This window comes from Salmonella sp. 2020_1395 (genome assembly GCF_043848115.1).
In the GTDB taxonomy this organism is placed as follows: domain Bacteria; phylum Pseudomonadota; class Gammaproteobacteria; order Enterobacterales; family Enterobacteriaceae; genus Salmonella; species Salmonella enterica.
Map to the genome: position 1 here is coordinate 18,650 of NZ_JBCMFH010000020.1, position 23,784 is coordinate 42,433.

Annotated in this window: 24 protein-coding genes; 10 read left to right on the plus strand and 14 right to left on the minus strand. The window is 52.9% G+C overall.

Annotated elements, in window-relative coordinates; genetic code table 11:
* Positions 1-85 precede the first annotated feature (85 nt).
* Positions 86-1,045: a transcriptional regulator LsrR gene (gene lsrR, locus ACH0WD_RS22015; protein ID WP_001283049.1), complete on the minus strand. Its 960-nt coding sequence runs from the start codon at positions 1,043-1,045 to the stop codon at positions 86-88.
* Between the two features lie 255 nt (positions 1,046-1,300).
* Between lsrR and lsrA the strand changes: the two genes are divergently transcribed.
* The 7 genes from lsrA (at position 1,301) to ACH0WD_RS22050 (ending at position 7,973) form a co-directional block, all read left to right on the plus strand.
* On the plus strand, positions 1,301-2,836 hold the full coding sequence (gene lsrA, locus ACH0WD_RS22020; protein WP_001167248.1) for an autoinducer 2 ABC transporter ATP-binding protein LsrA: 1,536 nt from the start codon (positions 1,301-1,303) through the stop codon (positions 2,834-2,836).
* Positions 2,830-3,873 (plus strand): autoinducer 2 ABC transporter permease LsrC, encoded by a 1,044-nt coding sequence (gene lsrC / locus ACH0WD_RS22025; RefSeq protein ID WP_000911133.1) that lies wholly within the window; start codon positions 2,830-2,832, stop codon positions 3,871-3,873. The genes lsrA and lsrC overlap by 7 nt, the downstream gene beginning before the upstream one ends.
* Positions 3,870-4,871, plus strand: a complete 1,002-nt coding sequence (gene lsrD, locus ACH0WD_RS22030; protein WP_000981826.1) for an autoinducer 2 ABC transporter permease LsrD — start codon at positions 3,870-3,872, stop codon at positions 4,869-4,871. Before lsrC ends, lsrD begins: the two co-directional genes overlap by 4 nt.
* Positions 4,872-4,899: 28 nt before the next feature.
* The gene (lsrB, locus tag ACH0WD_RS22035) at positions 4,900-5,922 is read left to right on the plus strand and encodes an autoinducer 2 ABC transporter substrate-binding protein LsrB (protein ID WP_000090739.1); all 1,023 of its coding nucleotides are present in this window, start codon (positions 4,900-4,902) and stop codon (positions 5,920-5,922) included.
* A gap of 28 nt (positions 5,923-5,950) precedes the next feature.
* Positions 5,951-6,826 (plus strand): 3-hydroxy-5-phosphonooxypentane-2,4-dione thiolase, encoded by an 876-nt coding sequence (gene lsrF, locus ACH0WD_RS22040; RefSeq protein WP_000774146.1) that lies wholly within the window; start codon positions 5,951-5,953, stop codon positions 6,824-6,826.
* An 82-nt stretch (positions 6,827-6,908) separates the two neighbouring features.
* Positions 6,909-7,199: a (4S)-4-hydroxy-5-phosphonooxypentane-2,3-dione isomerase gene (lsrG, locus tag ACH0WD_RS22045; protein ID WP_001543603.1), complete on the plus strand. Its 291-nt coding sequence runs from the start codon at positions 6,909-6,911 to the stop codon at positions 7,197-7,199.
* 9 nt (positions 7,200-7,208) lie between these two features.
* Positions 7,209-7,973 carry an epimerase gene (locus ACH0WD_RS22050; protein WP_001088049.1) on the plus strand — a complete coding sequence of 255 codons (765 nt, stop codon included), beginning with the start codon at positions 7,209-7,211 and terminating at the stop codon, positions 7,971-7,973.
* A gap of 91 nt (positions 7,974-8,064) precedes the next feature.
* Here the strand turns inward: ACH0WD_RS22050 and tpiA are convergent, their stop codons facing one another.
* Both tpiA and ACH0WD_RS22060 read right to left on the minus strand, forming a co-directional pair.
* Positions 8,065-8,832, minus strand: coding sequence for a triose-phosphate isomerase (tpiA, locus tag ACH0WD_RS22055; protein ID WP_001216339.1), 768 nt, complete (start codon positions 8,830-8,832; stop codon positions 8,065-8,067).
* Between the two features lie 112 nt (positions 8,833-8,944).
* A complete protein-coding gene (locus ACH0WD_RS22060; protein WP_000802241.1) occupies positions 8,945-9,541 on the minus strand; it encodes a YiiQ family protein in 597 nt (198 codons plus the stop codon).
* 100 nt (positions 9,542-9,641) lie between these two features.
* Between ACH0WD_RS22060 and ACH0WD_RS22065 the strand changes: the two genes are divergently transcribed.
* The gene (locus ACH0WD_RS22065; protein WP_000155232.1) at positions 9,642-10,070 is read left to right on the plus strand and encodes a DUF805 domain-containing protein; all 429 of its coding nucleotides are present in this window, start codon (positions 9,642-9,644) and stop codon (positions 10,068-10,070) included.
* 109 nt (positions 10,071-10,179) lie between these two features.
* Here the strand turns inward: ACH0WD_RS22065 and fpr are convergent, their stop codons facing one another.
* The 4 genes from fpr to ACH0WD_RS22085 all read right to left on the minus strand — a co-directional run bounded on the left by fpr (position 10,180) and on the right by ACH0WD_RS22085 (position 14,519).
* The gene (gene fpr / locus ACH0WD_RS22070) at positions 10,180-10,926 is read right to left on the minus strand and encodes a ferredoxin--NADP(+) reductase (protein ID WP_000796301.1); all 747 of its coding nucleotides are present in this window, start codon (positions 10,924-10,926) and stop codon (positions 10,180-10,182) included.
* Positions 10,927-11,022: 96 nt separating this feature from the next.
* Positions 11,023-12,033, minus strand: a complete 1,011-nt coding sequence (gene glpX / locus ACH0WD_RS22075) for a class II fructose-bisphosphatase (protein ID WP_001250617.1) — start codon at positions 12,031-12,033, stop codon at positions 11,023-11,025.
* Positions 12,034-12,144: 111 nt separating this feature from the next.
* Positions 12,145-13,653 carry a glycerol kinase GlpK gene (gene glpK / locus ACH0WD_RS22080; RefSeq protein WP_000136808.1) on the minus strand — a complete coding sequence of 503 codons (1,509 nt, stop codon included), beginning with the start codon at positions 13,651-13,653 and terminating at the stop codon, positions 12,145-12,147.
* A 20-nt stretch (positions 13,654-13,673) separates the two neighbouring features.
* A complete protein-coding gene (locus tag ACH0WD_RS22085) occupies positions 13,674-14,519 on the minus strand; it encodes an MIP/aquaporin family protein (protein ID WP_000084285.1) in 846 nt (281 codons plus the stop codon).
* A gap of 398 nt (positions 14,520-14,917) precedes the next feature.
* Between ACH0WD_RS22085 and zapB the strand changes: the two genes are divergently transcribed.
* Positions 14,918-15,157, plus strand: coding sequence for a septal ring assembly protein ZapB (zapB, locus tag ACH0WD_RS22090; protein WP_000051370.1), 240 nt, complete (start codon positions 14,918-14,920; stop codon positions 15,155-15,157).
* Positions 15,158-15,378: 221 nt separating this feature from the next.
* Here the strand turns inward: zapB and rraA are convergent, their stop codons facing one another.
* From rraA to priA, 7 genes are all read right to left on the minus strand, one after another.
* Positions 15,379-15,864, minus strand: coding sequence for a ribonuclease E activity regulator RraA (gene rraA, locus ACH0WD_RS22095; protein ID WP_000872918.1), 486 nt, complete (start codon positions 15,862-15,864; stop codon positions 15,379-15,381).
* Between the two features lie 92 nt (positions 15,865-15,956).
* A complete protein-coding gene (menA, locus tag ACH0WD_RS22100; protein ID WP_000139636.1) occupies positions 15,957-16,886 on the minus strand; it encodes a 1,4-dihydroxy-2-naphthoate polyprenyltransferase in 930 nt (309 codons plus the stop codon).
* Positions 16,887-16,952: 66 nt separating this feature from the next.
* A complete protein-coding gene (gene hslU / locus ACH0WD_RS22105) occupies positions 16,953-18,284 on the minus strand; it encodes an HslU--HslV peptidase ATPase subunit (protein WP_001293360.1) in 1,332 nt (443 codons plus the stop codon).
* Positions 18,285-18,293: 9 nt separating this feature from the next.
* The gene (gene hslV / locus ACH0WD_RS22110) at positions 18,294-18,824 is read right to left on the minus strand and encodes an ATP-dependent protease subunit HslV (protein WP_000208240.1); all 531 of its coding nucleotides are present in this window, start codon (positions 18,822-18,824) and stop codon (positions 18,294-18,296) included.
* A gap of 91 nt (positions 18,825-18,915) precedes the next feature.
* Positions 18,916-19,890, minus strand: coding sequence for a cell division protein FtsN (gene ftsN / locus ACH0WD_RS22115; protein WP_000068811.1), 975 nt, complete (start codon positions 19,888-19,890; stop codon positions 18,916-18,918).
* A gap of 93 nt (positions 19,891-19,983) precedes the next feature.
* Positions 19,984-21,009: a DNA-binding transcriptional regulator CytR gene (gene cytR / locus ACH0WD_RS22120; RefSeq protein ID WP_000841337.1), complete on the minus strand. Its 1,026-nt coding sequence runs from the start codon at positions 21,007-21,009 to the stop codon at positions 19,984-19,986.
* Positions 21,010-21,163: 154 nt separating this feature from the next.
* Positions 21,164-23,362, minus strand: coding sequence for a primosomal protein N' (gene priA, locus ACH0WD_RS22125; protein ID WP_000109407.1), 2,199 nt, complete (start codon positions 23,360-23,362; stop codon positions 21,164-21,166).
* 203 nt (positions 23,363-23,565) lie between these two features.
* On the opposite strand from priA, the gene rpmE reads away from it, so the two are divergent.
* The gene (rpmE, locus tag ACH0WD_RS22130) at positions 23,566-23,778 is read left to right on the plus strand and encodes a 50S ribosomal protein L31 (protein WP_000715284.1); all 213 of its coding nucleotides are present in this window, start codon (positions 23,566-23,568) and stop codon (positions 23,776-23,778) included.
* Positions 23,779-23,784: the final 6 nt, after the last annotated feature.

A 23,784-nucleotide genomic window follows, 5' to 3' on the forward strand; every position in this document is an offset into this window, starting at 1 on the left:
TTTTATCCTCGGCTATTTTTACATCGTTACATAAAATCCTGTCAGTTATTGTTTATTGAATTGAGGTAAGTGTTATTTTATTTTTTTATTTTTCAATAAGTTGAATTATTTTCCCTGCGGTTTTCTGATCGGTAACCAGCGCATTGATATAGTTACCGCGCATAGCGGCAATAATAGCTTCTGCTTTTTGTTCGCCGCCGGCGACGCCAATCACGGTTGGGATCGTGGAAAGTGAATTTAACTTCAGGCCAATTAATTCGTTATGGATTTTGATGTCTGGAATGATTTCGCCATGAGCATCAAAAAAATAGCCCAGAATATCGCCTACTGCGCCTTTGCGGCCAATCATGAGTTGTTCACCCTGAGTGATATAACCGGATTTTAAAATACTGGCTTGATCTTTCTGGTTAATTGCCCCAATCCCCACGATGGCGGCATCGGCAGCTTGCGCTGTGAGCATCACATCCCGCACGCTATTTTCATTGCGCAGCGTGCAGGCAATTTCCTGCGATGATGCGCGCAGCGGCGCGGGCATAATACTTACGCTACAAGCGGCATCAAGCTGGCCTATTCCGGTCATATACGGCCCCACGCCGCCGGATAACGTGACCAGGCGGATTTGTTGCGCCGAGATAAATCCGCTGAGGCGTTTTAATGTGGTCATCGTGGCTTCGCCAAAGCCGACGGCCAGCAGTTGCTGTGGCCGCAGTGACTCCATCAACATATGGGCGGCGCCGATTCCTAAGCGCAGACCAATATCGGCATCGGGTAATGCCGGCAGCACGCGGATATTCTGCAATGCGAAGTGGTTGCGCAAGGCATTTTCATACTCAAGACACCCTTCGAAGCGGGAGTTGATTTGTACGCGAATAATACCGGACTGATGCCCTTTCTCCAGCAGACGAGAAACCTTTAGCCGGGTTAGCCCCAGACGCTCGCTGATTTCACTCTGCGTCAATCCATCGTGATAGTAGAACCAGGCAATACGCGCCACCTGCTCTTCTTCGCACATTCCATAATCAGATACCAACGTATTATCGCTCATTGTCATAACCTGGCTTTACTTTGAACATTTCTAAATCATTAACACAATTGTTCAGTTATCACTCCGAAATAACCGTGATTAACGCCACAAAAACGCGTCAAATCTGAACATTTATCATCTAAAAATTCATTTATTCAGAAAACGTGATCTGGATGAGAGTTTTTTAACCAAATAACTACTACCGTTTTGAACAATTTCTTTTTCAAAAAACATTTGTTCAGTCCCGTCAGTCAACATTGAGGGAGCGGAGGCAACATGCAAATCAGTCACAATACTGCATCCCCTCTGATTTGTGTGCAGAACATTTATAAAAGTTATTCCGGCGTCGAAGTACTAAAGGGAATTGACTTTACTCTGCATGCGGGAGAGGTGCACGCATTGCTTGGCGGCAATGGTGCGGGTAAATCAACATTAATGAAGATTATTGCCGGTATAGTCCCGCCAGATGGAGGGACTATCGATATTGCTGGTGTGCGTTGCAGTCATTTAACGCCTCTGAAGGCGCACCAGTATGGCATTTACCTGGTTCCCCAGGAGCCTCTGTTATTTCCGAGTTTATCTGTGCGGGAAAATATCTTGTTTGGCTTGCAGGGACGTCAGGCCTCCACGGAAAAAATGCAGCAGCTATTAAAGGCGATGGGATGCCAACTCGATCCGGCGAGCGCTGCGGGTACGCTTGATGTTGCAGACCGCCAGATCGTTGAAATTATGCGCGGCTTGATGCGCGACTCGCGAATCTTAATTCTTGATGAGCCCACGGCGTCGTTAACGCCAGCCGAAACTGATCGGTTATTTACGCGTCTGCAAGAGTTGCTGAAAAAGGGTGTCGGAATTGTATTTATTTCTCATAAGCTACCAGAAATTAGACAGTTAGCTCACTGCGTTAGCGTGATGCGTGACGGTAAAATCGCATTATTCGGAAAAACGCATGACCTTTCTACCGACGAGATTATTCAAGCTATCACCCCGGCAACGCAGGGCGTCAGTCTTTCCGCGAATCAAAAGTTGTGGCTGGAATTGCCTGGCAGCCGCCCGCAGAACGAACGCGGCGCGACGGTATTAGCGCTGGAGTCACTGACGGGCGAAGGTTTTATGAATATCAACCTTGAGGTGCGGGCAGGCGAAATCCTTGGTCTGGCCGGGTTGGTCGGCGCGGGACGCACAGAACTGGCTGAAACGCTGTACGGTATTAGACCGGTCAATGCGGGGCGGATGCTGTTCAATGGCGAAGAAATTAACGCCCTGACAACCCAACAGCGGTTGCAGCTCGGCCTGGTCTATTTGCCGGAAGATCGGCAGTCATCCGGGCTGTATCTTGACGCTTCCCTGGCATGGAATGTCTGTTCGCTGACCCACAACCAAAAAGGATTTTGGATAAAGCCCCAGCGGGATAACGCCACCCTTGAACGTTACCACCGCGCGTTAAATATCAAACTCAATAATGCCGAACAGGCGGCGCGTACTTTATCCGGCGGTAACCAGCAAAAAGTATTGATTGCCAAATGCCTGGAAGCCTCTCCGCAATTACTGATTGTCGATGAACCGACCCGCGGTGTCGATGTCTCCGCCCGCAGCGATATTTATCAGCTGTTGCGCAGTATCGCGCAACAAAATGTCGCAGTGCTGTTTATTTCCTCCGATCTGGAAGAGATAGAGCAGATGGCCGATCGCGTATATGTCATGCACCAGGGGGAACTGGGGGGGCCTGCGTTATGCGGCGAGGAAATTAACGTTGATACCATCATGCACGTTGCGTTTGGCGAACATGGTGCGTCGGAGGCAACATGTTGAAATTCATCCAAAATAACCGGGAAGCGACGGCACTGCTGGCAATAGTCTGTTTATTCGTGTTTCCTGGCGCGCTGGATAGCCAGTATTTGAGCGTGCAAACGCTGACAATGGTTTTCAGTAGCGCGCAAATTTTGATGCTGTTGGCGATTGGCGCGACGATGGTAATGCTCACCCGCAATATTGATGTATCGGTGGGCTCGACGACAGGCATGTGCGCGGTATTGCTGGGAGTGATGTTAAACGCCGGCTATAGCCTGCCGGTCGCCTGCCTGGCCACACTAATATTAGGAATTGTCGCCGGATTTTTTAATGGCGTACTGGTTGCCTGGTTGAAGATACCCGCCATTGTCGCCACGCTGGGAACGCTGGGCTTGTATCGTGGGATCATGCTGCTATGGACAGGGGGGAAATGGATTGAAGGATTACCCGCAGGCTTAAAGCAACTCTCTGCTCCGGTGTTTCTGGGAATTTCCGCAATCGGCTGGTTTACCCTGGTGTTAGCGCTGCTTATGGCCTGGCTCCTGGCGAAAACCGCCTTTGGCCGCAATTTTTACGCCACCGGCGATAACCTGCAGGGCGCCCGGCAATTGGGTGTCCGTACCGAGATGGTACGCATCATGGCATTTTCACTTAATGGCGGTATGGCGGCATTGGCTGGAATCGTGTTTGCCTCGCAGATTGGCTTCATTCCCAATCAAACCGGCACGGGGCTGGAAATGAAAGCCATCGCGGCCTGCGTATTGGGGGGAATTAGCCTGTTAGGCGGGTCAGGCACGGTCATCGGCGCTATTCTCGGCGCTTATTTTCTTACGCAAATCGATAGTGTGTTAGTGCTGCTGCGTATCCCCGCCTGGTGGAACGATTTTATTGCTGGCCTGGTATTGTTGGGCGTACTGGTATTCGATGGGCGGCTGCGTTGCGCATTACAACGCAATCTGCGCCGCCAGAAATATGCCCGTTTTATATCACCACCCACTCCACTACAGGCGGAAGCAAAAACGCACGCACAACAGAATAAAAACAAAGAGGTGGCATGATGAATCCATGGCGACGCTATAGCTGGGAAATTGCGCTGGCAGCCTTATTGATCTTTGAAATTCTGGCTTTCGGTCTGATTAACCCACGTTTATTAGATATTAATGTCTTACTTTTTAGCACTAGCGATTTTATTTGTATCGGTATTGTCGCTTTGCCGCTAACAATGGTTATTGTCAGCGGTGGCATGGATATTTCATTTGGTTCTACAATCGGGCTATGCGCGATTACCCTGGGTGTGCTGTTTCAGCTCGGTATGCCGCTACCTTTAGCGATTATTATTACCCTACTACTTGGCGCAATATGTGGGCTGATAAATGCCGGACTTATTATTTATACCGGCGTAAACCCGTTGGTGATTACCCTGGGAACCATGTATTTATTTGGTGGTAGCGCATTATTGTTATCTGGTATGGCTGGCGCCACGGGTTATGAAGGTATTGGTGGATTTCCCACAGCGTTCACTGACTTTGCCAATATTTCATTTCTTGGTATTCCCATGCCGCTTATTTTTTTTCTTGTGTGCTGTCTGTTTTTCTGGCTGCTCATGCATCGCACGCATATGGGACGCAACGTTTTCCTGATTGGCCAGAGCGCCCGTGTCGCGCAGTACAGCGCGATCCCGGTGAATCGCACGTTGTATACCGTGTATGCCATGACCGGATGCGCCTCCGCTATCGCCGCCGTATTACTGGTTTCTTACTTTGGCTCCGCACGTTCGGATCTGGGCGCCTCTTTCCTGATGCCGGCCATTACGGCGGTTGTGCTGGGAGGCGCCAATATTTATGGCGGCTCCGGGTCGATTATGGGGTCCGCGTTGGCGGCGCTGCTGGTGGGATTTTTACAGCAGGGGCTACAGATGGCCGGAGTGCCGAATCAAATTTCCAGCGCATTGTCCGGTGCGCTTCTCATTGTTGTTGTCGTTGGTCGTTCCGTCAGTTTGCATCGTCACCAAATCCTTGAATGGTACTCACGCCGTCGCAATGCGCATCAGGCATGATTTCCTTTTGAAATTTATGGAGAAAAAAATGGCAAGACACAGCATTAAAATGATCGCCTTACTCACTGCGTTTGGTCTGGCATCTGCGGTAATGACCGTGCAGGCGGCAGAGCGGATTGCTTTTATTCCCAAACTGGTTGGCGTGGGCTTTTTTACCAGCGGCGGCAATGGCGCGCAGGAAGCGGGAAAAGCGCTGGGCATTGACGTAACTTACGATGGCCCTACAGAGCCCAGCGTCTCAGGCCAGGTTCAACTGGTGAATAACTTTGTCAATCAGGGGTATGACGCCATTATCGTTTCTGCCGTTTCGCCTGACGGCCTGTGCCCGGCGTTGAAGCGGGCAATGCAAAGAGGCGTGAAAATATTAACCTGGGATTCCGATACCAAGCCGGAGTGCCGTTCTTACTATATCAATCAAGGGACGCCAAAACAGCTCGGCAGCATGCTGGTAGAGATGGCCGCTCATCAGGTGGACAAAGAGAAAGCGAAAGTCGCTTTCTTCTATTCCAGCCCAACGGTGACCGACCAGAACCAGTGGGTAAAAGAAGCTAAAGCCAAAATTAGCCAGGAACATCCGGGGTGGGAGATAGTCACTACCCAGTTTGGCTATAACGATGCCACGAAATCGCTCCAGACGGCGGAAGGTATCATCAAAGCGTATCCCGATCTGGATGCCATCATCGCGCCTGACGCTAACGCTTTACCTGCTGCGGCACAGGCGGCGGAGAACCTTAAACGCAATAATCTCGCGATTGTTGGTTTTAGTACGCCGAATGTAATGCGCCCTTATGTTCAGCGCGGCACTGTTAAAGAGTTTGGCCTGTGGGATGTCGTCCAACAGGGAAAAATTTCCGTATATGTCGCCAACGCGTTGCTGAAAAATATGCCAATGAATGTCGGTGATTCACTGGATATTCCCGGCATCGGCAAAGTCACCGTTTCACCTAATAGTGAGCAGGGATATCACTATGAGGCAAAAGGTAACGGCATTGTGTTATTGCCGGAGCGTGTCATTTTCAACAAAGACAATATCGACAAATATGATTTCTGATAACTGTTATGTATCGACGGAGTAAAGAATGGCTGATTTAGATGATATTAAAGATGGCAAAGATTTTCACACCGATAAACCACAAACTAACACTTTGTTCGCATTAAAAGGCTGTGGCGCGCTGGATTGGGGAATGCAGTCCAGACTGGCGAGGATTTTTAATCCCAAGACCAGAAAAACGGTCATGCTGGCCTTTGACCATGGATACTTCCAGGGGCCGACAACCGGACTTGAGCGTATTGATATCAATATTGCGCCGCTCTTTGAATATGCTGATGTCTTAATGTGTACTCGCGGCATATTACGCAGTGTGGTACCTCCGGCAATTAATAAACCAGTCGTTTTACGCGCGTCCGGGGCAAATTCTATTCTCACTGAATTAAGCAATGAGGCGGTTGCGGTGGCGATGGATGACGCTGTGCGGTTGAATAGCTGTGCTGCTGCCGCACAGGTTTATATTGGTAGTGAGCATGAACATCAGTCGATTAAAAATATTATTCAACTGATTGATGCCGGGTTACGCGTCGGGATGCCAATAATGGCAGTGACCGGGGTGGGTAAAGATATGGCTCGCGACCAGCGTTATTTTTCACTGGCAACGCGTATCGCTGCGGAAATGGGGGCGCAAATTATCAAAACGTATTATGTCGATAAAGGTTTTGAGCGTATTGCGGCAGGTTGTCCGGTGCCGATTGTCATCGCCGGCGGTAAAAAACTGCCTGAACGTGAAGCATTGGAAATGTGCTATCAGGCGATTGACCAGGGGGCTTCTGGCGTAGATATGGGGCGTAATATATTCCAGTCAGAAGATCCGGTAGCCATGATTAAAGCGGTACATGCTGTCGTTCATCATAACGAAACAGCAGAGCGTGCTTATGAGCTGTTTTTGAGTGAGAAAGGTTAAATGAGATCGCTTCCCCATCTTTTACCGATGCGAGGAGATGGGGATGACTGTTATTTTATTTGGAATAATCAGGGGGTTAATGATGCACGTTACGCTGGTTGAAATTAACGTTCATGATGACAAGGTTGAACAATTTATCGATGTTTTTCGGCAGAATCATCTGGGCTCAATTAAAGAGCCGGGTAACTTGCGTTTTGATGTTCTGCAGGATCCGCAGGTGCCTACGCGATTTTATATTTATGAAGCCTACGTTGATGAACAGGCCGTCGCTTTTCACAAGACAACGCCACACTACAAAACTTGCGTGGAGCAGCTTGAACCGTTGATGACCGGTCCGCGGACAAAAAAAGTTTTTATGGGTTTGATGCCTTAAGGAGCGCTCATGAACAGCCAGTTTGCCGGATTAACGCGCGAAGCATGTGTGGCATTGTTAGCGTCATATCCGCTTAGTGTGGGTATTCTGGCAGGGCAGTGGATTGCGTTGCATCGCTATCTGCAACAGTTGGAAGCGCTAAACCAGCCGCTGTTGCATTTGGATTTGATGGATGGTCAATTTTGCCCGCAGTTTACCGTTGGGCCATGGGCAGTTGGGCAACTGCCGCAAACCTTTATCAAAGATGTTCATTTGATGGTAGCGGATCAATGGACGGCGGCGCAAGCCTGCGTGAAGGCGGGCGCACACTGCATCACGCTTCAGGCAGAAGGCGATATTCATCTGCATCATACGCTAAGCTGGCTTGGTCAGCAGACCGTGCCCGTTATCGGCGGTGAAATGCCGGTGATTCGGGGGATTAGTTTATGCCCGGCAACGCCTCTGGATGTCATTATCCCTATTCTGAGCGACGTTGAGGTTATTCAACTACTGGCAGTGAACCCTGGATACGGCAGTAAAATGCGCTCCAGTGATTTGCATGAGCGCGTGGCACAGCTTCTCTGTCTACTTGGTGATAAACGCGAAGGTAAAATTATCGTTATTGATGGGTCGTTAACGCAGGATCAGTTGCCTTCGCTGATTGCACAGGGCATCGATCGTGTTGTTTCTGGTAGTGCGTTATTTCGTGATGATCGGCTGGTTGAGAATACGCGGAGCTGGAGGGCGATGTTTAAGGTTGCCGGGGATACTACTTTCTTACCCTCCACAGCATAAATGCCGGATGGCGGCTTTACCTTATCAGGCCTACATAAGCACTCGGCTGGTAGGCCTGATAAGCGCAGCGCCATCAGACATTGATTGGCAATTAAGCCTGTTTAGCAGCTTCTGCTGCTTTCACGATCACGGCGAAGGCGTCAGCTTTCAGAGAAGCGCCGCCTACCAGTGCGCCGTCGATGTCCGGCTGCGCGAACAGTTCGGCTGCGTTGGAGGCATTAACAGAACCGCCGTACTGGATAATAACCTGTTCAGCGATTTTCGCGTCAGCTTTGGCAATGTGGTCACGGATGAATTTGTGCACTGCCTGCGCCTGCGCAGGCGTTGCAGATTTACCGGTACCGATCGCCCATACGGGTTCATAAGCGATAACCGCGCCTTCAAAGGCTGCCGCGCCCTGCGTTTTCAGTACCGCGTCGATTTGGCGTGCGCACACTTCTTCTGTTTTGCCCGCTTCGTTTTCCGCTTCGGTTTCACCGATGCACAGTACCGGCGTCAGACCTTGTTCTTTCAGTACGGCGAATTTTTTGGCGATCAGCTCGTCAGATTCTTTGTGATAAGTACGACGCTCGGAGTGGCCGATAATAATGTACTGCGCGCCGATATCCTTCAGCATTTCAGCCGAAGTTTCACCAGTGAATGCGCCAGACAGGTTCAGATCAACGTTCTGCGCGCCCAGCATAATGTGGCTACCGGCAGCAGCGCGTTTCGCCAGATCGATATACATTTCCGGCGGAGCGATTGCCACATCGCAGCCTGCTACGCCCGTCAGTTCTTTACGCAGGTTAGCCACCAGTTCGTTTACCATGTGGCGGCTGCCGTTCAGTTTCCAGTTACCCATCACTAAAGGATGTCGCATTTCATTTCTCCACGCTTAGTCAGCGAATTAAGGAAGATGGCCGCTCGTCAGAGCAGCATGGTCTGTGAAACAGTATAGAGATTCATCCCCGGAAAGGCTTTGCTTTTTGTCATCAATTCGCCCCTTCCAGATTTTCAGATAACGCCAGCTTAATCGGTTCAACCGCGAAGGTCAGCCCCTTTTCGCCGTTATCTGCGACAACATAACGTACCGCGCCTTCGGTCTCGGCGTAATAGTGTTTACCTTTACCGGCGATAAGCATCTTTTGCAGTTTTTTCTGGCTTTGCTCTTTTGTCAGCAACGGGGCGACAGTGCGAATAATGGCGGCCATATATTCCAGCGCTTTCGCTTTCGCCGCTTTCTGTTCCGGCCCCTGAATGGGCAGCCAGGTAATCTGCATACTTTTCACTTTGAGCGTACCGCGCTCCAGCGCCGTGGAGGCATACAGATTTTCGTTAATCTTACTGGCGGCGCGGGTCAGATTCGCCTTATCGCGGCTATTCTCAATGGCGCGAAATTCATTGAGCGGCAGATCGGGATTCTGGCGGTTAAAGTTCTCACGAAACTGGCTAATAGAAAGATCAAAGGTTGGCGAGCCCGCCAGCAGATAGGGCGCTGTCGTGGTCGATGAAGAGAGCTGCGCGTGCGCCGTTATGCTGGCGGTGAGAGCAGAAAACAACAGTAAAAACAGAGTACATCCTGGCTTCATCAATCTTACCTTTCGTTAGGACTGCTCACGATTAAAACGATAACTGTCGGGCTTGTCAAAAGGGTAAACTGTAGCGGAAGGCAAAATATAAGGAACTTACATGACCATACAGCAATGGTTATTCTCATTTAAAGGGCGTATCGGACGCCGTGATTTCTGGATTTGGATCGGCCTCTGGTTTGCCGGGATGCTGGCGCTATTTTCGCTGGCGGGGAAAAACCTGCTTGATATCCAAACGGCGGCATTTTGCCTGGTGTGCCTGCTGTGGCCGACCGCCGCCGTCATGGTCAAACGTCTGCATGACCGGGGACGCTCCGGCGCGTGGGCGTTGCTAATGATTCTGGCGTGGATGCTGCTGGCCGGAAACTGGGGGATGCTGCCGGGGATGTGGCAGTGGGTCGTCGGGCGATTTATTCCGACACTGATCCTGGTAATGATGCTTATCGATCTGGGCGCGTTTGTCGGTGTTCAGGGGGAAAATAAGTTTGGGAAAGCGACACAGGACGTGAAGTTTAAAGCAGAACCGTGAACGGGCGGTAAACCGTAATTTGCCCGGTGGCGCTGACGCTTACCGGGCCTACAGATTGGTGATGATTTGCAGGAGGCCGGATAAGCCCCAGCCGCTATTCGGTAAAACATCACCAGTAATGTTCAGCCGTCATCTGCCCCGGTCGGCGGCGCAGATGTTTAGTCATCTGTCGGGTCTCTTTCAGCAGTTGCTGCGTATCGCGCACCATCTGCGGGTTCCCGCACAGCATGACGTGGCTGGTCTCTTTATCCATCGGCAATCCTACGGCTTTTTCCAGCTCGCCGTTTTCAATGAGCGCTGGCATGCGTCCGGTGAGCGAGCCTGGCACGCTCTCCCGGCTGACCACCGTTTGGATGCGCAGCTTGCCTTCATAACGCTGTTGCAGTTCCAGCATTAGCGGCAGATAGCTTAAATCGGCGGCGAAGCGTGCGGCGTGGACCAAGACCAGATTTTTAAAGCGCGCGACATCCTGGCCATATTGCAGAATAGACAAATACGGGCCAATAGCGGTTCCGGTCGCCAGCATCCATAGCGTCTCGCAGTCAGGCACTTCATCCAGTACAAAGAAACCCGACGCGTCGCTGACCACTTGCACCTCATCGCCAGGTTTTAGCGCCGCCAGCCGCGGGCTGAGCTTTCCTTGCGGCACCGTCACCAGATAAAACTCTAAATTCGGATTGTCAGGCGCATTCACATAGGAATACGCGCGCTGAACGCGCTCGCCATCGATCTCCAGTCCGAGTTTGGTAAATTGGCCTGCAGTAAAAGGATTAATGGGGGCGTGAACGGTCAGGCTGAACAGTGCGTCAGTCCAGTTTTGCACCTTAGTGACTTTACCTGTTACCCAATCGGCCATGGTTTTCTCCTGTTCTGAATCGCTAACCTTATCTTCGTTCGTCAGGAGAAAGATTTCCAGCCCCGCGAGGCTGGAAGGCTCTAACTAACAAATGCGCTAGAGGATATGCGCCTGTACATCCGGATCTTTACGATCAAGATAGTGGATAGACTGAATGCGGCGGATGGTGCGTGATTTGCCGCGGATCAGCAGTGTTTCCGTCGTGGCAATATGGCCTTTCCGGCTAATTCCTTCCAGCAGATCGCCTTTCGTGATGCCGGTCGCGGAGAAAATAACGTTATCGCTACGCGCCATGTCGCCCAGGCATAACGCCTTGCCCGCTTCAATGCCCATTGCTTTGCAGCGCGCCAGTTCCTGTTCGCCAATGCGGCGGTTTTCTTCGCTGTCGCCTTTCACGTCATGGCGCGCCAGCAGACGCCCCTGCATATCGCCGTCCAGCGCGCGGATCACCGCTGCGGATACCACGCCTTCTGGTGCGCCGCCAATCCCGTACAGCACGTCGACTTCGCTATCCGGCATACAGGTTAGAATTGAGGCCGCGACGTCGCCGTCAGGAATGGCAAACACGCGTACGCCCAGTTTGGCCATCTCTGCGATGACCTCGTCATGACGCGGTTTTGCCAGAATGGTCACGGTCAGATCGCCAAGCGGTTTACCCAGCGCATCCGCGATGTTGTGCAAATTATCCGCCAGCGGCAGATTGAGATCGATCGCCCCTTTGGCGCCCGGACCGACAATCAGTTTTTCCATATACATATCGGGCGCATTCAGGAAACAGCCTTTATCGCCGACCGCCAGCACCGCCAGCGCGTTCGCCTGACCCATCGCCGTCATGCGCGTGCCCTCAATCGGATCGACGGCGATATCTACCGCATCGCCGTGGCCGGTACCGACTTTCTCGCCGATATAGAGCATCGGGGCTTCGTCGATTTCGCCTTCGCCAATCACGATGGTGCCGTCAATGTTGACCTGGTTGAGCATGATACGCATGGCGTTGACCGCCGCGCCGTCCGCGGTATTTTTATCGCCGCGTCCCAGCCATTTGTAGCCAGCCAGCGCCGCCGCTTCGGTCACACGGGAAAATTCGATGGCAAGTTCTCGTCTCATAACAAACTCGTAGCAAAAAGGAGTGGCGCGCAGTGTAGCACAGGGGAAGGAGGGAATAATTGATGTGTGTGCGGAGTTGCCCCCGCACAAAGATTTTGCCGGATGGCGACCTTACTTGTCGTGATCTTCCCACGCCATTGCGCGTTTAACCGCTTTCTTCCAGCCGCTATAACGGTAGTTACGCTCGGTGGTTTCAATGCCGGGGCGGAATTCTCGCTCAATGACGGCTTTTTCCTGCAGCTCGTCCAGGTTCTGCCAGTAACCGACGGCCAGACCAGCCAGATAGGCGGCGCCCAGCGCGGTCACTTCGCGCACTTCCGGGCGTTCCACCCGCGTGCCGAGAATATCTGACTGGAACTGCATCAGGAAGTTGTTGGCCACTGCGCCGCCGTCCACACGCAGAGCGTGCAGGCGGATACCGGAGTCGGCCTGCATCGCTTCCAGTACGTCGCGGGTCTGGTAAGCGATGGATTCGAGCGTCGCGCGGATAATGTGATTAGAGTTCACGCCGCGGGTCAGGCCAAAAATGGCGCCGCGGGCATACGGATCCCAGTACGGCGCGCCCAGACCGGTGAAGGCCGGAACCACGTAGACGCCGTTGGTATCTTTCACTTTCGTGGCGAAATATTCGGAGTCGAATGCGTCGCTGATGAGCTTCATTTCATCACGCAGCCATTGAATGGACGCTCCCGCCATAAACACCGCGCCTTCCAGCGCATAGTTGACTTCGCCGCTTGGGCCGCAGGCGATGGTGGTCAGCAGGCCGTTTTCCGATTTTACCGCTTTCTCGCCGGTGTTCATCAGCATAAAGCAGCCGGTGCCGTAGGTATTCTTTGCCATTCCTTCCTTTACGCACAGTTGGCCGAATAGCGCAGCCTGCTGATCCCCGGCAATCCCGGCGATAGGAATACGTGTACCGCCTTTACCGCCAATATTGGTCTGGCCGTAGACTTCGGAGGATTTACGTACCTGGGGCAGCATCGCGCGTGGGATATCCAGCACGTCCAGCATTTTATCGTCCCAGTCCAAATCATGGATGTTGAACAGCATGGTTCGTGAGGCGTTGGTGTAATCCGTAACGTGGACGCGGCCCTGCGTCATCTTCCAGATAAGCCAGGTATCCACCGTACCGAACAGCAGCTCGCCACGCTTCGCGCGTTCGCGCGAACCTTCCACATGGTCAAGGATCCATTTCACTTTAGTGCCAGAGAAGTACGGGTCGACGACCAGACCGGTATTGTCGCGGATGTAATCTTCCAGGCCGTCGCGTTTAAGCTGTTCGCAAATATCGGCGGTACGACGGCACTGCCAGACAATAGCGTTGTATATCGGTTTGCCGGTTTCACGTTCCCAGACGATCGCGGTTTCACGTTGGTTGGTGATACCGATAGCGGCAATCTGATCGGAACTGATATCGGCCTTAGCCAGCACTTCTACCAGCGTTGAGCTTTGGGACGCCCAAATTTCCATCGGGTCGTGTTCTACCCAGCCTGGCTTAGGATAAATTTGCTCAAATTCACGCTGTGATACGCTGACGATATTCGCGTCATGATCCATAACGACCGCGCGGGAGCTGGTGGTACCCTGGTCGAGCGCAACGATATATTTTTTTTCAGTCATAATTTTGTCCCGTAATCAGATTACAGCGAAGCATTTTGTTGTGTGGTCGCGGTGGAGTCCTTCTCTTCCACGACGCAGGTATCGCACGGCAAATGACGGCCAATAAATTTGCGATAAGCAAACGCGCCCAGAATGGCGCCGACGATGGGGCCAAACAGCGGCACCAGGAAGTAAGGAATGTCTCTACCGCCGGTAAACGCAATTTCACCCCAGCCGGCAAGCCCGGCGAACATTTTGGGGCCAAAGTCACGCGCCGGATTCATCGCAAACCCGGTCAACGGCCCCATAGAGGCACCGATAACGGCGATCAGTAAACCAATGAGCAGTGGCGCAAGCGGACCGCGAGGTACGCCGTTTCCGTCGTCGGTCAGCGCCAGAATCAGCCCCATCAGAATAGCGGTAATCACCATTTCAACCGCGAAGGCCTGCACAAAATTGATATGAGGATTCGGGTAAGTTGAGAAAATGCCTGCGAGATCGAGACTTTCAACGCTGCCACGGACGATATGGTGGGTTTGTTCGAAGTCCACAAAAAGATTGTAATAAAGCCCGTAAACTAACGCCGCTGCGCAAAAGGCGCCGGCAACTTGAGAAATAATAAAAGGAACAACTTTACGTTTGTCGAAACAGGCAAATAGCCAGAGTGCGATGGTCACTGCCGGGTTCAGGTGTGCGCCAGAAACACCTGCCGTCAGGTAGATAGCCATCGCTACTCCCAGACCCCAGATGACGCTGATTTCCCACTGTCCAAAAGTAGCTCCGGCAACTTTAAGCGCAGCGACACAACCCACACCGAAAAAAATCAACAACCCGGTACCGAGGAATTCAGCAATGCACTGGCCTTTTAAGGTTGATGTTTGACTCATAATCGGATCCTGAAGAGTATGTAATGATTATTGGTATGCGAGGAAGTCATGGACATCCACGATGCCCTGTAGGCACACTGTTAATTTATCGTTAACGAGCAAAAACGAGAAATATCGAAATCAAAATGTGTGTACTGCGTCAATAAAATGAGCGTTATCGCGCCATGAGGCGCATTTTGAGACAGCAGAAGAGAGTGAATTGAATCATTTCATTAACCAATATGTTAACACTTTTAAGTTATTGAATGAATGTTACCAGGAGATGGATGAAAATTGCTGCAAACCGCGATCTACGCGGTATGTCGCTGGACAGCGAGAGCGGGGCTTCATACAATCGACACTATATATTGTGCGCGTTTACGTGAAGCGTCGCCTTGCAATTCAGGAGAGGTAAGATCATGTCTTTAGAAGTGTTTGAGAAACTGGAAGCAAAAGTACAGCAGGCGATTGACACCATCACCCTGTTACAGATGGAAATTGAAGAGCTGAAAGAAAAGAACAACAGCCTGACGCAGGAAGTGCAGTCTGCACAGCATCAACGTGAAGAACTCGAGCGTGAAAATAATTCTCTGAAGGAACAGCAGAGCGGCTGGCAGGAACGTTTGCAGGCGCTGCTTGGTCGTATGGAAGAAGTCTAATCCTCGTCATATTTCACGTTATGGCGGCGTTGGCTGCGTGCGTTCACCCCAGTCACATAGTGGCCTATGCTCCTGGGGATTCACTTACTTGCCGCCTTGCCCTGACGCGAAATCTATAGAGGATTTAGAATGCGGATACCGGTGGGCCGGATAAGGCGTAAGCCGACATCCGGCAATCAGCGACAACGCATAAAAAAGGCGCCTTACGGCGCCTTTTTTGATCACTCGATATCAAGCGGGTCTTCGGAAAGGATAATCCCGGTGTTGTCGGCATAGAGATGATCGCCGGAGAAGAACGTCACGCCGCCGAAATTGACGCGCACATCGCTTTCCCCAATGCCTTCACCTGCGGCGCCAACCGGAATGGCGGCGATCGCCTGGATGCCGATGTCCAGCTCTTCCAGATCGTCCACCTGACGCACCGCGCCATAGATAACCAGCCCTTCCCATTCATTTTGCGTGGCCAGACGCGCCAGCTCCGCATCGACTAATGCACGGCGGACAGAACCGCCGCCATCGACCAGCAGAACCCGACCACGGCCATTTTGTTCGAGCAGATCGTACAGCAACCCGTTGTCCTCGAAACATTTTACCGTGATGATTTGTCCGCCAAACGACGACCGCCCTCCAAAATTAGAGAACAGCGGTTCCACGACGTTGACATCTTCCTGATAGATGTCACAAAGCTCGGAAGTATCGTATTTCATAGGCTTAACGTTCAGTTGCTGCGAGAATTTTTAGTATATCGCGCTAAGTATACTGTTGGCAAAATCATCAATTGTTAATTGATATTTGTCAGTTAAACGGCCCACTGACTTAAGAGTATCCCAATCACAAATAACAGGTTGGTTAACAACGCGCCTTTAACGGTACGTTCAAGCATCGGGCGCATTGCCGCAGGCTCCCTTTCGCGCATTACGTAGCGCGCTTGTTTAATGAGCAAGGGCGCGGCCAGAATAAACAACCATCCCCACGGACTGTGTAGCGAGAGCAGATTAAACAGCGCCAGACAGAGCAGCGCGCCTAGCAACAGGCAGGCGTGATAACGACGCGCGTTGACATCGCCCAGTCGTACCACAAGGGTGTTTTTGCCGTTCTCTCTGTCGCTATTAATATCGCGCAGGTTATTAATATTCAGCACCGCCGTCGCCAGTAAACCGCAGGCGGTGGCCGGGAGAATTAGCGCCGGAATCAGCGTATGCGCCTGGAGATACCAGCTCCCCATGACACTTAGCCAGCCAAAGAATACCAGAACAGAGATATCACCCAGCCCGATATAGCCGTAGGGCCGATTACCCACGGTGTAGGTGATGGCGGCGATAATCGACAGCCCGCCCAAAATCAGGAAGCCGACAAAATCGGTTAACGTATGGCACGCGACCGCCACCAGCGCCAGTCCGGAGATACAGATCAGCATGACGGTAATGATTAACGCCCGCTTCATCTCCTGCCGGGTGATGACGCCTTTTTGCATCCCCCGCAGCGGCCCGATGCGATCCGGTTTATCACTGCCTTTGACAGCGTCGCCGTAATCATTGGCGAGGTTGGATAAAATTTGCAGCAGCCCGGCGGTGATAAGGGCCAGCAGTGCGACCAGAGGATCGAAATAGCCTTGCCACCATGCCAGGGCCGTACCGACGATAATCGCTGCGAAGGCGAGGGGTAAGGTTTTGGGTCGTAAGCTTTCCAGCCAGGCCTGGGTGCGGCTAATTTGTTGTTGTTCAGTCATATTTAGCGCCAATAAAAATGGGGCTTTTCAGCCCCATCAACAGTGATGAAAATGCATTGGACGCGATTATAAGATAAAACGGCTTAGATCTTCATCTGCGACCAGCGCATCCAGATGTTTGCTCACATATTCCGCATCAATTGTGATGTTTTGGCCGTGCAGATCGCTGGCGTTATAGGAAATCTCTTCCATCAGACGCTCCAGTACGGTATGCAGACGGCGCGCGCCGATGTTTTCGGTGGTTTCGTTAACCTGCCAGGCGGCTTCGGCAATACGTTTAATACCGGAATCGGTGAACTCGATATTGACGCCTTCAGTTGCCATCAGCGCTTTATACTGCACGGTGACGGAGGCGTTTGGCTCGGTCAAAATGCGTTCGAAATCGCTGGTGGTCAGCGCCTGAAGTTCAACGCGAATCGGCAGACGGCCCTGCAGTTCCGGGATCAGATCAGACGGCTTCGCCACCTGGAACGCGCCAGAGGCGATAAACAGAATATGATCCGTTTTGACCATCCCGTGTTTGGTCGAAACCGTGCAGCCTTCTACCAGCGGCAGTAAGTCGCGCTGTACGCCTTCGCGTGAAACATCCGGGCCGGAGGTTTCGCCACGCTTACAAATTTTGTCAATTTCATCGATAAACACGATGCCGTGCTGTTCAACCGCGTCGATAGCGTCCTGTTTCAGCTCTTCCGGGTTGACCAGCTTAGCAGCCTCTTCTTCAACCAACAGTTTCATCGCGTCTTTAATTTTCAGCTTACGCGGTTTCTGTTTCTGACCGCCCAGGTTCTGGAACATAGACTGCAACTGGCTGGTCATCTCTTCCATGCCCGGAGGCGCCATAATCTCTACGCCCATCGGCGCGGCGGCGAGGTTAATCTCGATCTCTTTATCGTCGAGCTGGCCTTCGCGCAGTTTTTTGCGGAACGTTTGACGGGCGGCAGAAGGCTCCTGCTGCTGTTCGGCCTGGCCCCAGTTATTTTTTGCGGGTGGGATCAGTACGTCGAGAATACGTTCTTCCGCCAACTCTTCCGCACGATAGCGGTTTTTCTCGATAGCCTGTACGCGAACCATTTTCACCGCGGCATCGGTCAGATCGCGGATGATAGAGTCCACTTCTTTCCCGACATAGCCCACTTCGGTGAATTTGGTGGCTTCGACTTTAATGAACGGCGCGTTGGCGAGTTTTGCCAGACGACGGGCGATTTCGGTTTTACCGACGCCGGTCGGGCCAATCATCAGAATATTTTTCGGCGTTACTTCGTGGCGCAGCTCTTCATCAAGCTGCATACGACGCCAGCGGTTACGCAATGCAATCGCCACGGAACGCTTTGCGTTATCCTGGCCGATAATGTGTTTGTTCAGTTCGCTGACAATTTCGCGTGGGGTCATTTCAGACATGAGAGGTCCTTACGCTTTGGCGGTCAATTCTTCAATGGTGTGGAAATGGTTGGTGTAAATGCAGATATCGCCTGCAATATCCAACGCCTTTTCAGCAATTTCGCGCGCGCCGAGCTCGGTATTTTCCAACAGAGCGCGAGCGGCAGCCTGGGCATAAGGACCGCCGGAGCCGATAGCAATTAAATCGTTTTCAGGTTGCACGACATCGCCGTTACCCGTGATGATGAGCGAGGCGGTTTCATCCGCGACGGCCAGCAACGCTTCCAGTTTGCGTAGCATACGGTCGGTACGCCAGTCTTTCGCCAGTTCAACGGCGGCTTTGACCAGGTGCCCCTGATGCATTTCCAGTTTACGTTCAAACAGCTCGAACAGCGTGAATGCATCCGCAGTACCGCCCGCAAAGCCCGCAATGACCTTGTCGTTGTAGAGGCGGCGGACTTTCTTCACGTTGCCTTTCATTACTGTGTTACCCAGTGTGGCCTGACCATCACCGGCGATTACCACGTGGCCGTTACGGCGTACGCTTACTATTGTTGTCACGAGCAGACCCCTTGGTTACTAATGCTGAATTGCGGCCCCGTACGGCGTACGGGGCATAATGCAAGTATAGATGGGGGAGATTTTGAGGGTTTCAACCCCCGGTGGCGAGTCGAATGCAGTTTGTATGGCCCGCCATCTTCAGACGGTTAATGGTGCTGTCGGCATTTTCTTTACCTTTCACCGGCCCGATAACCACGCGATTCCAGCCGTTATTGGTGGTAATTTTGGAGTCAAAGCCTTCAAACGCCAGCTGAGCGCGGACGCTTTCTGCCTGCTCGGCGCCTTTGAATGAACCACATTGCACCATCCAGCGACGTTCATCTTTTTTCTCTGCTGTCGCCTTCGGCGCTTCAGGCGCGCGCGTAATGGGCGCGGCTTTTGGCGCTGCCGCGCTGGTATGCGCCGGCGTTTGCAGCAAATCCTGATAAGGTTGCTGCGAGGCCGTCTGCTTCGGCGGCTGACTTTGGCGCGCGGGTTGCGCCGGGGCGGACTGTACCGTGCGGGTTTGCGGCTGCTCGTTTACCCGCGGCTGCGTACGTGGTTGCTGAACAGGCTGCGTTTGAGCCCACTGCTGCTGCTGCGCCTGACGCTGGCGCTGTAGCGTTTGCTGGCGTTGTTCTGGCGTCTGCTCGTTCCACGGCACTTCGTTAAGTTGCGTTGGCTGCTGACGCATATCCGCCTGCATCTGCTCCAGGAGTTGACGCTGTTCGCTGGTGAGCTGATTCGGATTCATGACTTCGCCGCCGGCGGACGGTTCCGTTGGCGTACGCACGCCCGGCTGGCGACTTTCCAGCTCTTTGATGTAACGCCAGCGCTCTTCCGGTTTTGGCGGAAGCCCATTGCCGGTGACTTTCTGGTTTTGTAGCGTTTCGGACTCTTCTTTCTTATGGTGAGTAATGAAGTACAGACCGCCGATAAAGGTCACAAGGACGGCTGCCGCAATCGCGACCATTGCCGGCGAGACGGCAGGCATGTTGCTTTGCTTCTTCCGTGAGTTCCGTGAGGTGCTCTTTTTGCGCCGCGAAGGAGCCGGTTGGCCGCGACGTACATAATCTCGTTGTGCCACTATCGTTTCGCTGTATTTATTCGTTCGTCAGCCCGTCATGTTACTGAAGCGGCGGGCCTTTGACCAGACAGGTGAGTCTTAAAGCTATTTACTTTAGGGTAAAGCGCGCGTAGAACCGCGAATAATCAGCTCGCAATCCATTAAACGCGAGCCGCTGCTCACATTTTGCCCCTGCATCTGATCGAGCAACAGCAGCATCGCCTCGCGACCAATGTCAAAACGCGGCTGCGCCACGGTTGTCAACGGAGGGTCGCAAAACTCGGCCAGCGCGATATTGTCAAAGCCGATAATCGACAGATCGTCAGGCACTTTCAGACCCTGGCGCTTGGCCCAGGAGAGGGCGCCCAGCGCCATTACGTCGCTATGACAAAAGACGGCGGTAGGCGGCAACGGTTGCTCAAGCAACTGCTTTAATGCGTTTGCCCCGGCTTCAAAGGTAAAGTCGCCACGGGCGATGTAATGCGGATCGACCACAATGCCACTGCGTCTTAATGCCTGTACGTAACCTTGTAAGCGATAGTGACAGAGCGGCATATCTTCCGGCCCCGCAATACAACCAATCCGCTTGTGGCCCAAATCCAACAGGTAGTTCATGGCATTGAACGCGGCGGTCAGGTTATCGATATGTACCGTCGGCAGTTCAAGCTCCGGCGCAAACTCATTCGACATCACCATCGGAGGCAAATTGCGCTGCTCCTCAACGCTAGCGTCAAAGGGCAGTCGGGAACTGAGAAGTACCATGCCGTCGATCTGTTTGGTGATGATGAGATTAAGAAAGGTTTTTTCTTTCTGGTTTTGATGGGCGCAATCGCCAATCAGTACCAGATACCCCTGTTCTGCCGCGGTCACTTCGATACCGCGGATAATTTCACTGAAGAAGGGATCGCAAATATCCGGGACAATCACCAAAATCGTACGGGATTCATTGCGTTTTACATTTCGCCCCATCGACTGCGGGAAATAACCCACTTCAAGCGCGGCCTGTTCAACCCGGCTACGGGTCGACTGGGAGACTTTATCGGGGTTCATTAACGCGCGGGATACGGTTGCCGTAGAGACTTTCGCCTTCAACGCAACATCCTTCATCGTAGCGGCAGTAACCTGCTTGTTCGATTTCACTCTTTCTCCTCGCCTGGGAACTGCTGGCGCAGATCTATCCCTGGTAACACTCATCGAAAACATTTTTATCAGATAGTGCGTGGAAGCGGTTACAGAATTTTCATAAAAAGTGTGATGGATCTTTAATTTTACGATCCGCCTCGCATCGTGAGGACTATCCTTCAATCGGATCGACGTCCAGAACCCATTTAACTTTCCGCGCTTCCGGGAGCGTATTGATCAACGCCAGCGTGCCGCTGATGATGTGTTGCAGGCGAATCCGTGAAGGATGCTGAAGTAAAATTTGCCAGCGATAGCGGCCGCCGCGTTTTGGCGCGAGGGCCGGAACCGGACCTAAGATCCACAGCTTATCGTCTGATAGCGGGCTGGCCTGAATCAGATTACGCAACTGCTGGAGAAAGACGGGCGCCTGCTGATTGTTGTGATCCTCTGCGCGAATAATGACGTGGCTGGTCCATGGCGGAAGCTGGAGCGTTTGCCGTTCCGCCAGCGCCTGCTCCGCAAACGCATCATAGCCTTTATACAGTAACGTTTGCAGCAGGGGATGTTCAGGATGGTGCGTTTGGAGCACCACTTCGCCCTGTTTGCCCGCGCGCCCGGCGCGGCCGGAAACCTGAGTGTAGAGCTGGGCGAAGCGTTCCGCCGAACGAAAATCTGCGGAAAAAAGCGCGCCATCGACGTCCAGCAACGCCACCAGCGTGACGTCCGGAAAGTGGTGGCCTTTCGCCAGCATTTGTGTGCCTATCAGAATGCGCGCTCCGCCGCGGTGAACTTCCGCCAGATGCTGCTCCAGCGCGCCTTTACGACTGGTGGTATCACGGTCGATTCGTGAGATCGGCACGCCGGGGAAGAAGGGCGCCAGCACCTGTTCCAGCTGTTCGGTCCCTAACCCAACCGGTAGCATATGTGTGGAGCCGCAGGAGGGGCACTGACGCGGTACCGGACGCTGGCTGTCGCAGTGATGACAGCGTAAATGATGCTGCGCCTGGTGCAGCGTGTAGTAGTGATCGCAACGCGGGCACTCCGCAATCCAGCCGCAGTCGTGGCAAAGCAGCGCGGGCGCGAATCCCCGGCGGTTAAGAAATAAAATTACCTGATTGTCGGCCTGGAGATGTTGGCGCATACGGGCGATAAGGGCGGGCGCCAGTCCCGCCTGAAGACGCTGGCCTTTTAAATCCAGCACATGCTGCAGGGCTGGGCGGGCGTTGCCTGCGCGCCGCGTCAGACGCAGCATCCGGTATTTTTTCTGCCGCACGTTGCATAGCGTTTCCAGGGCTGGGGTGGCGGAGCCGAGAATAATCGGGATCTGCTCGCTATGGGCGCGATACACTGCCAAATCGCGGGCATGGTAGCGCCACCCTTCCTGCTGTTTATAAGAGCTGTCGTGCTCTTCGTCGATGACAATTACGCCAAGATTTTTAAACGGCGTAAACAGCGAGGAGCGCGTGCCGATGACAATCGCCGCTTCGCCGTTTTTCGCTTTCAGCCATGCCGAAAGACGCTCGCTGTCGTTTAGCCCGGAATGCAGCACTTCCACCGGCGCGTTAAAACGTTCGCGAAAACGGGCGATCGTTTGCGGCGTCAGGCCGATTTCCGGCACCATCACCAGCGCCTGTTTGCCCTGGGCGAGGACGTTTTCCAGCACACTCAGATACACTTCGGTCTTGCCGGAACCGGTTACGCCTGCCAGCAACCAGGCGGAGAAACCGTCCGACGCGCTGTGAATTGCGCCGACCGCTGTCGCCTGTTCGGTATTCAGCCGCAGGCGCTCTCCTGCGACGGCATAACGCTCCCGCCAGTCGGTAAACGCGGGCGTTTCACTGGCAAGCTCACAAAGCCCCTTACGCCGCAGCGTTTGCAGCGTGGCGTCAGTAAAATCAAGCTCGGCTACCTGATAGCGCCAGATCTTTCCTTGCCGCAGCGCCGCCAGCGCCTGTTGTTGTTTGGCGGAGCGTTTCAGGCTGTTGATGTCGACGGCTTGCCCCTCTTCGGTGGCGAACCAATACCATAGGGGCGCGTTGCTGGCTGGTTTTCCCTGACGCAGTAAAACCGGCAGAGCGTGAAACAGAACGTCGCCGAGGGGATGGTGGTAGTAATCCGCCGCCCAGAGGAGTAAGCGCCAGATGGAGGGAGAAAAGATTGGCTCGTTATCCAGGATTTCAATGACCGATTTTAATTCATCGAGCGGCAATTCGCTGTGGTCGCTAACCGAGACGACAATGCCCACGCGCTCTTGCTGCTTGCCGAACGGCACGCGCACGCGGCACCCGGCTTTGGCGACCCCGACTTCCGGCAGCAGGTAATCAAAGGTTCGGGGAAGCGGAACGGGCAAGGCAACGTGCGCGACGGACATAGCATCTTCCTGACTTGAAATTTCGTCGGGTAGTATACACATTACGATAAGGGAGCGCGGATCAGTTTGCATACGGTGGTCAAATTCTGTATGATTCGCCGCCTTTGGTGCGTGTTGTGAGCATCAAACCCTTTACTATTAACTTCGCGTGGTGTCTGGCGTTAGGGCTGGAAGAGCGACGCGGCCTTACACTGAGGTTCCCCATGAAAAAAGGTATTCACCCGAATTACGTAGAAATTACTGCAACCTGTTCTTGCGGTAATGTTATCAAAACCCACTCTACCGTGGGTCACGACCTGAACCTGGACGTGTGCGGCAAATGCCACCCGTTCTTCACTGGTAAGCAGCGTGTTGTTGATACCGGTGGTCGTGTTGAGCGCTTCAACAAGCGCTTCAGCATCCCTGGCAGCAAATAAGTTACC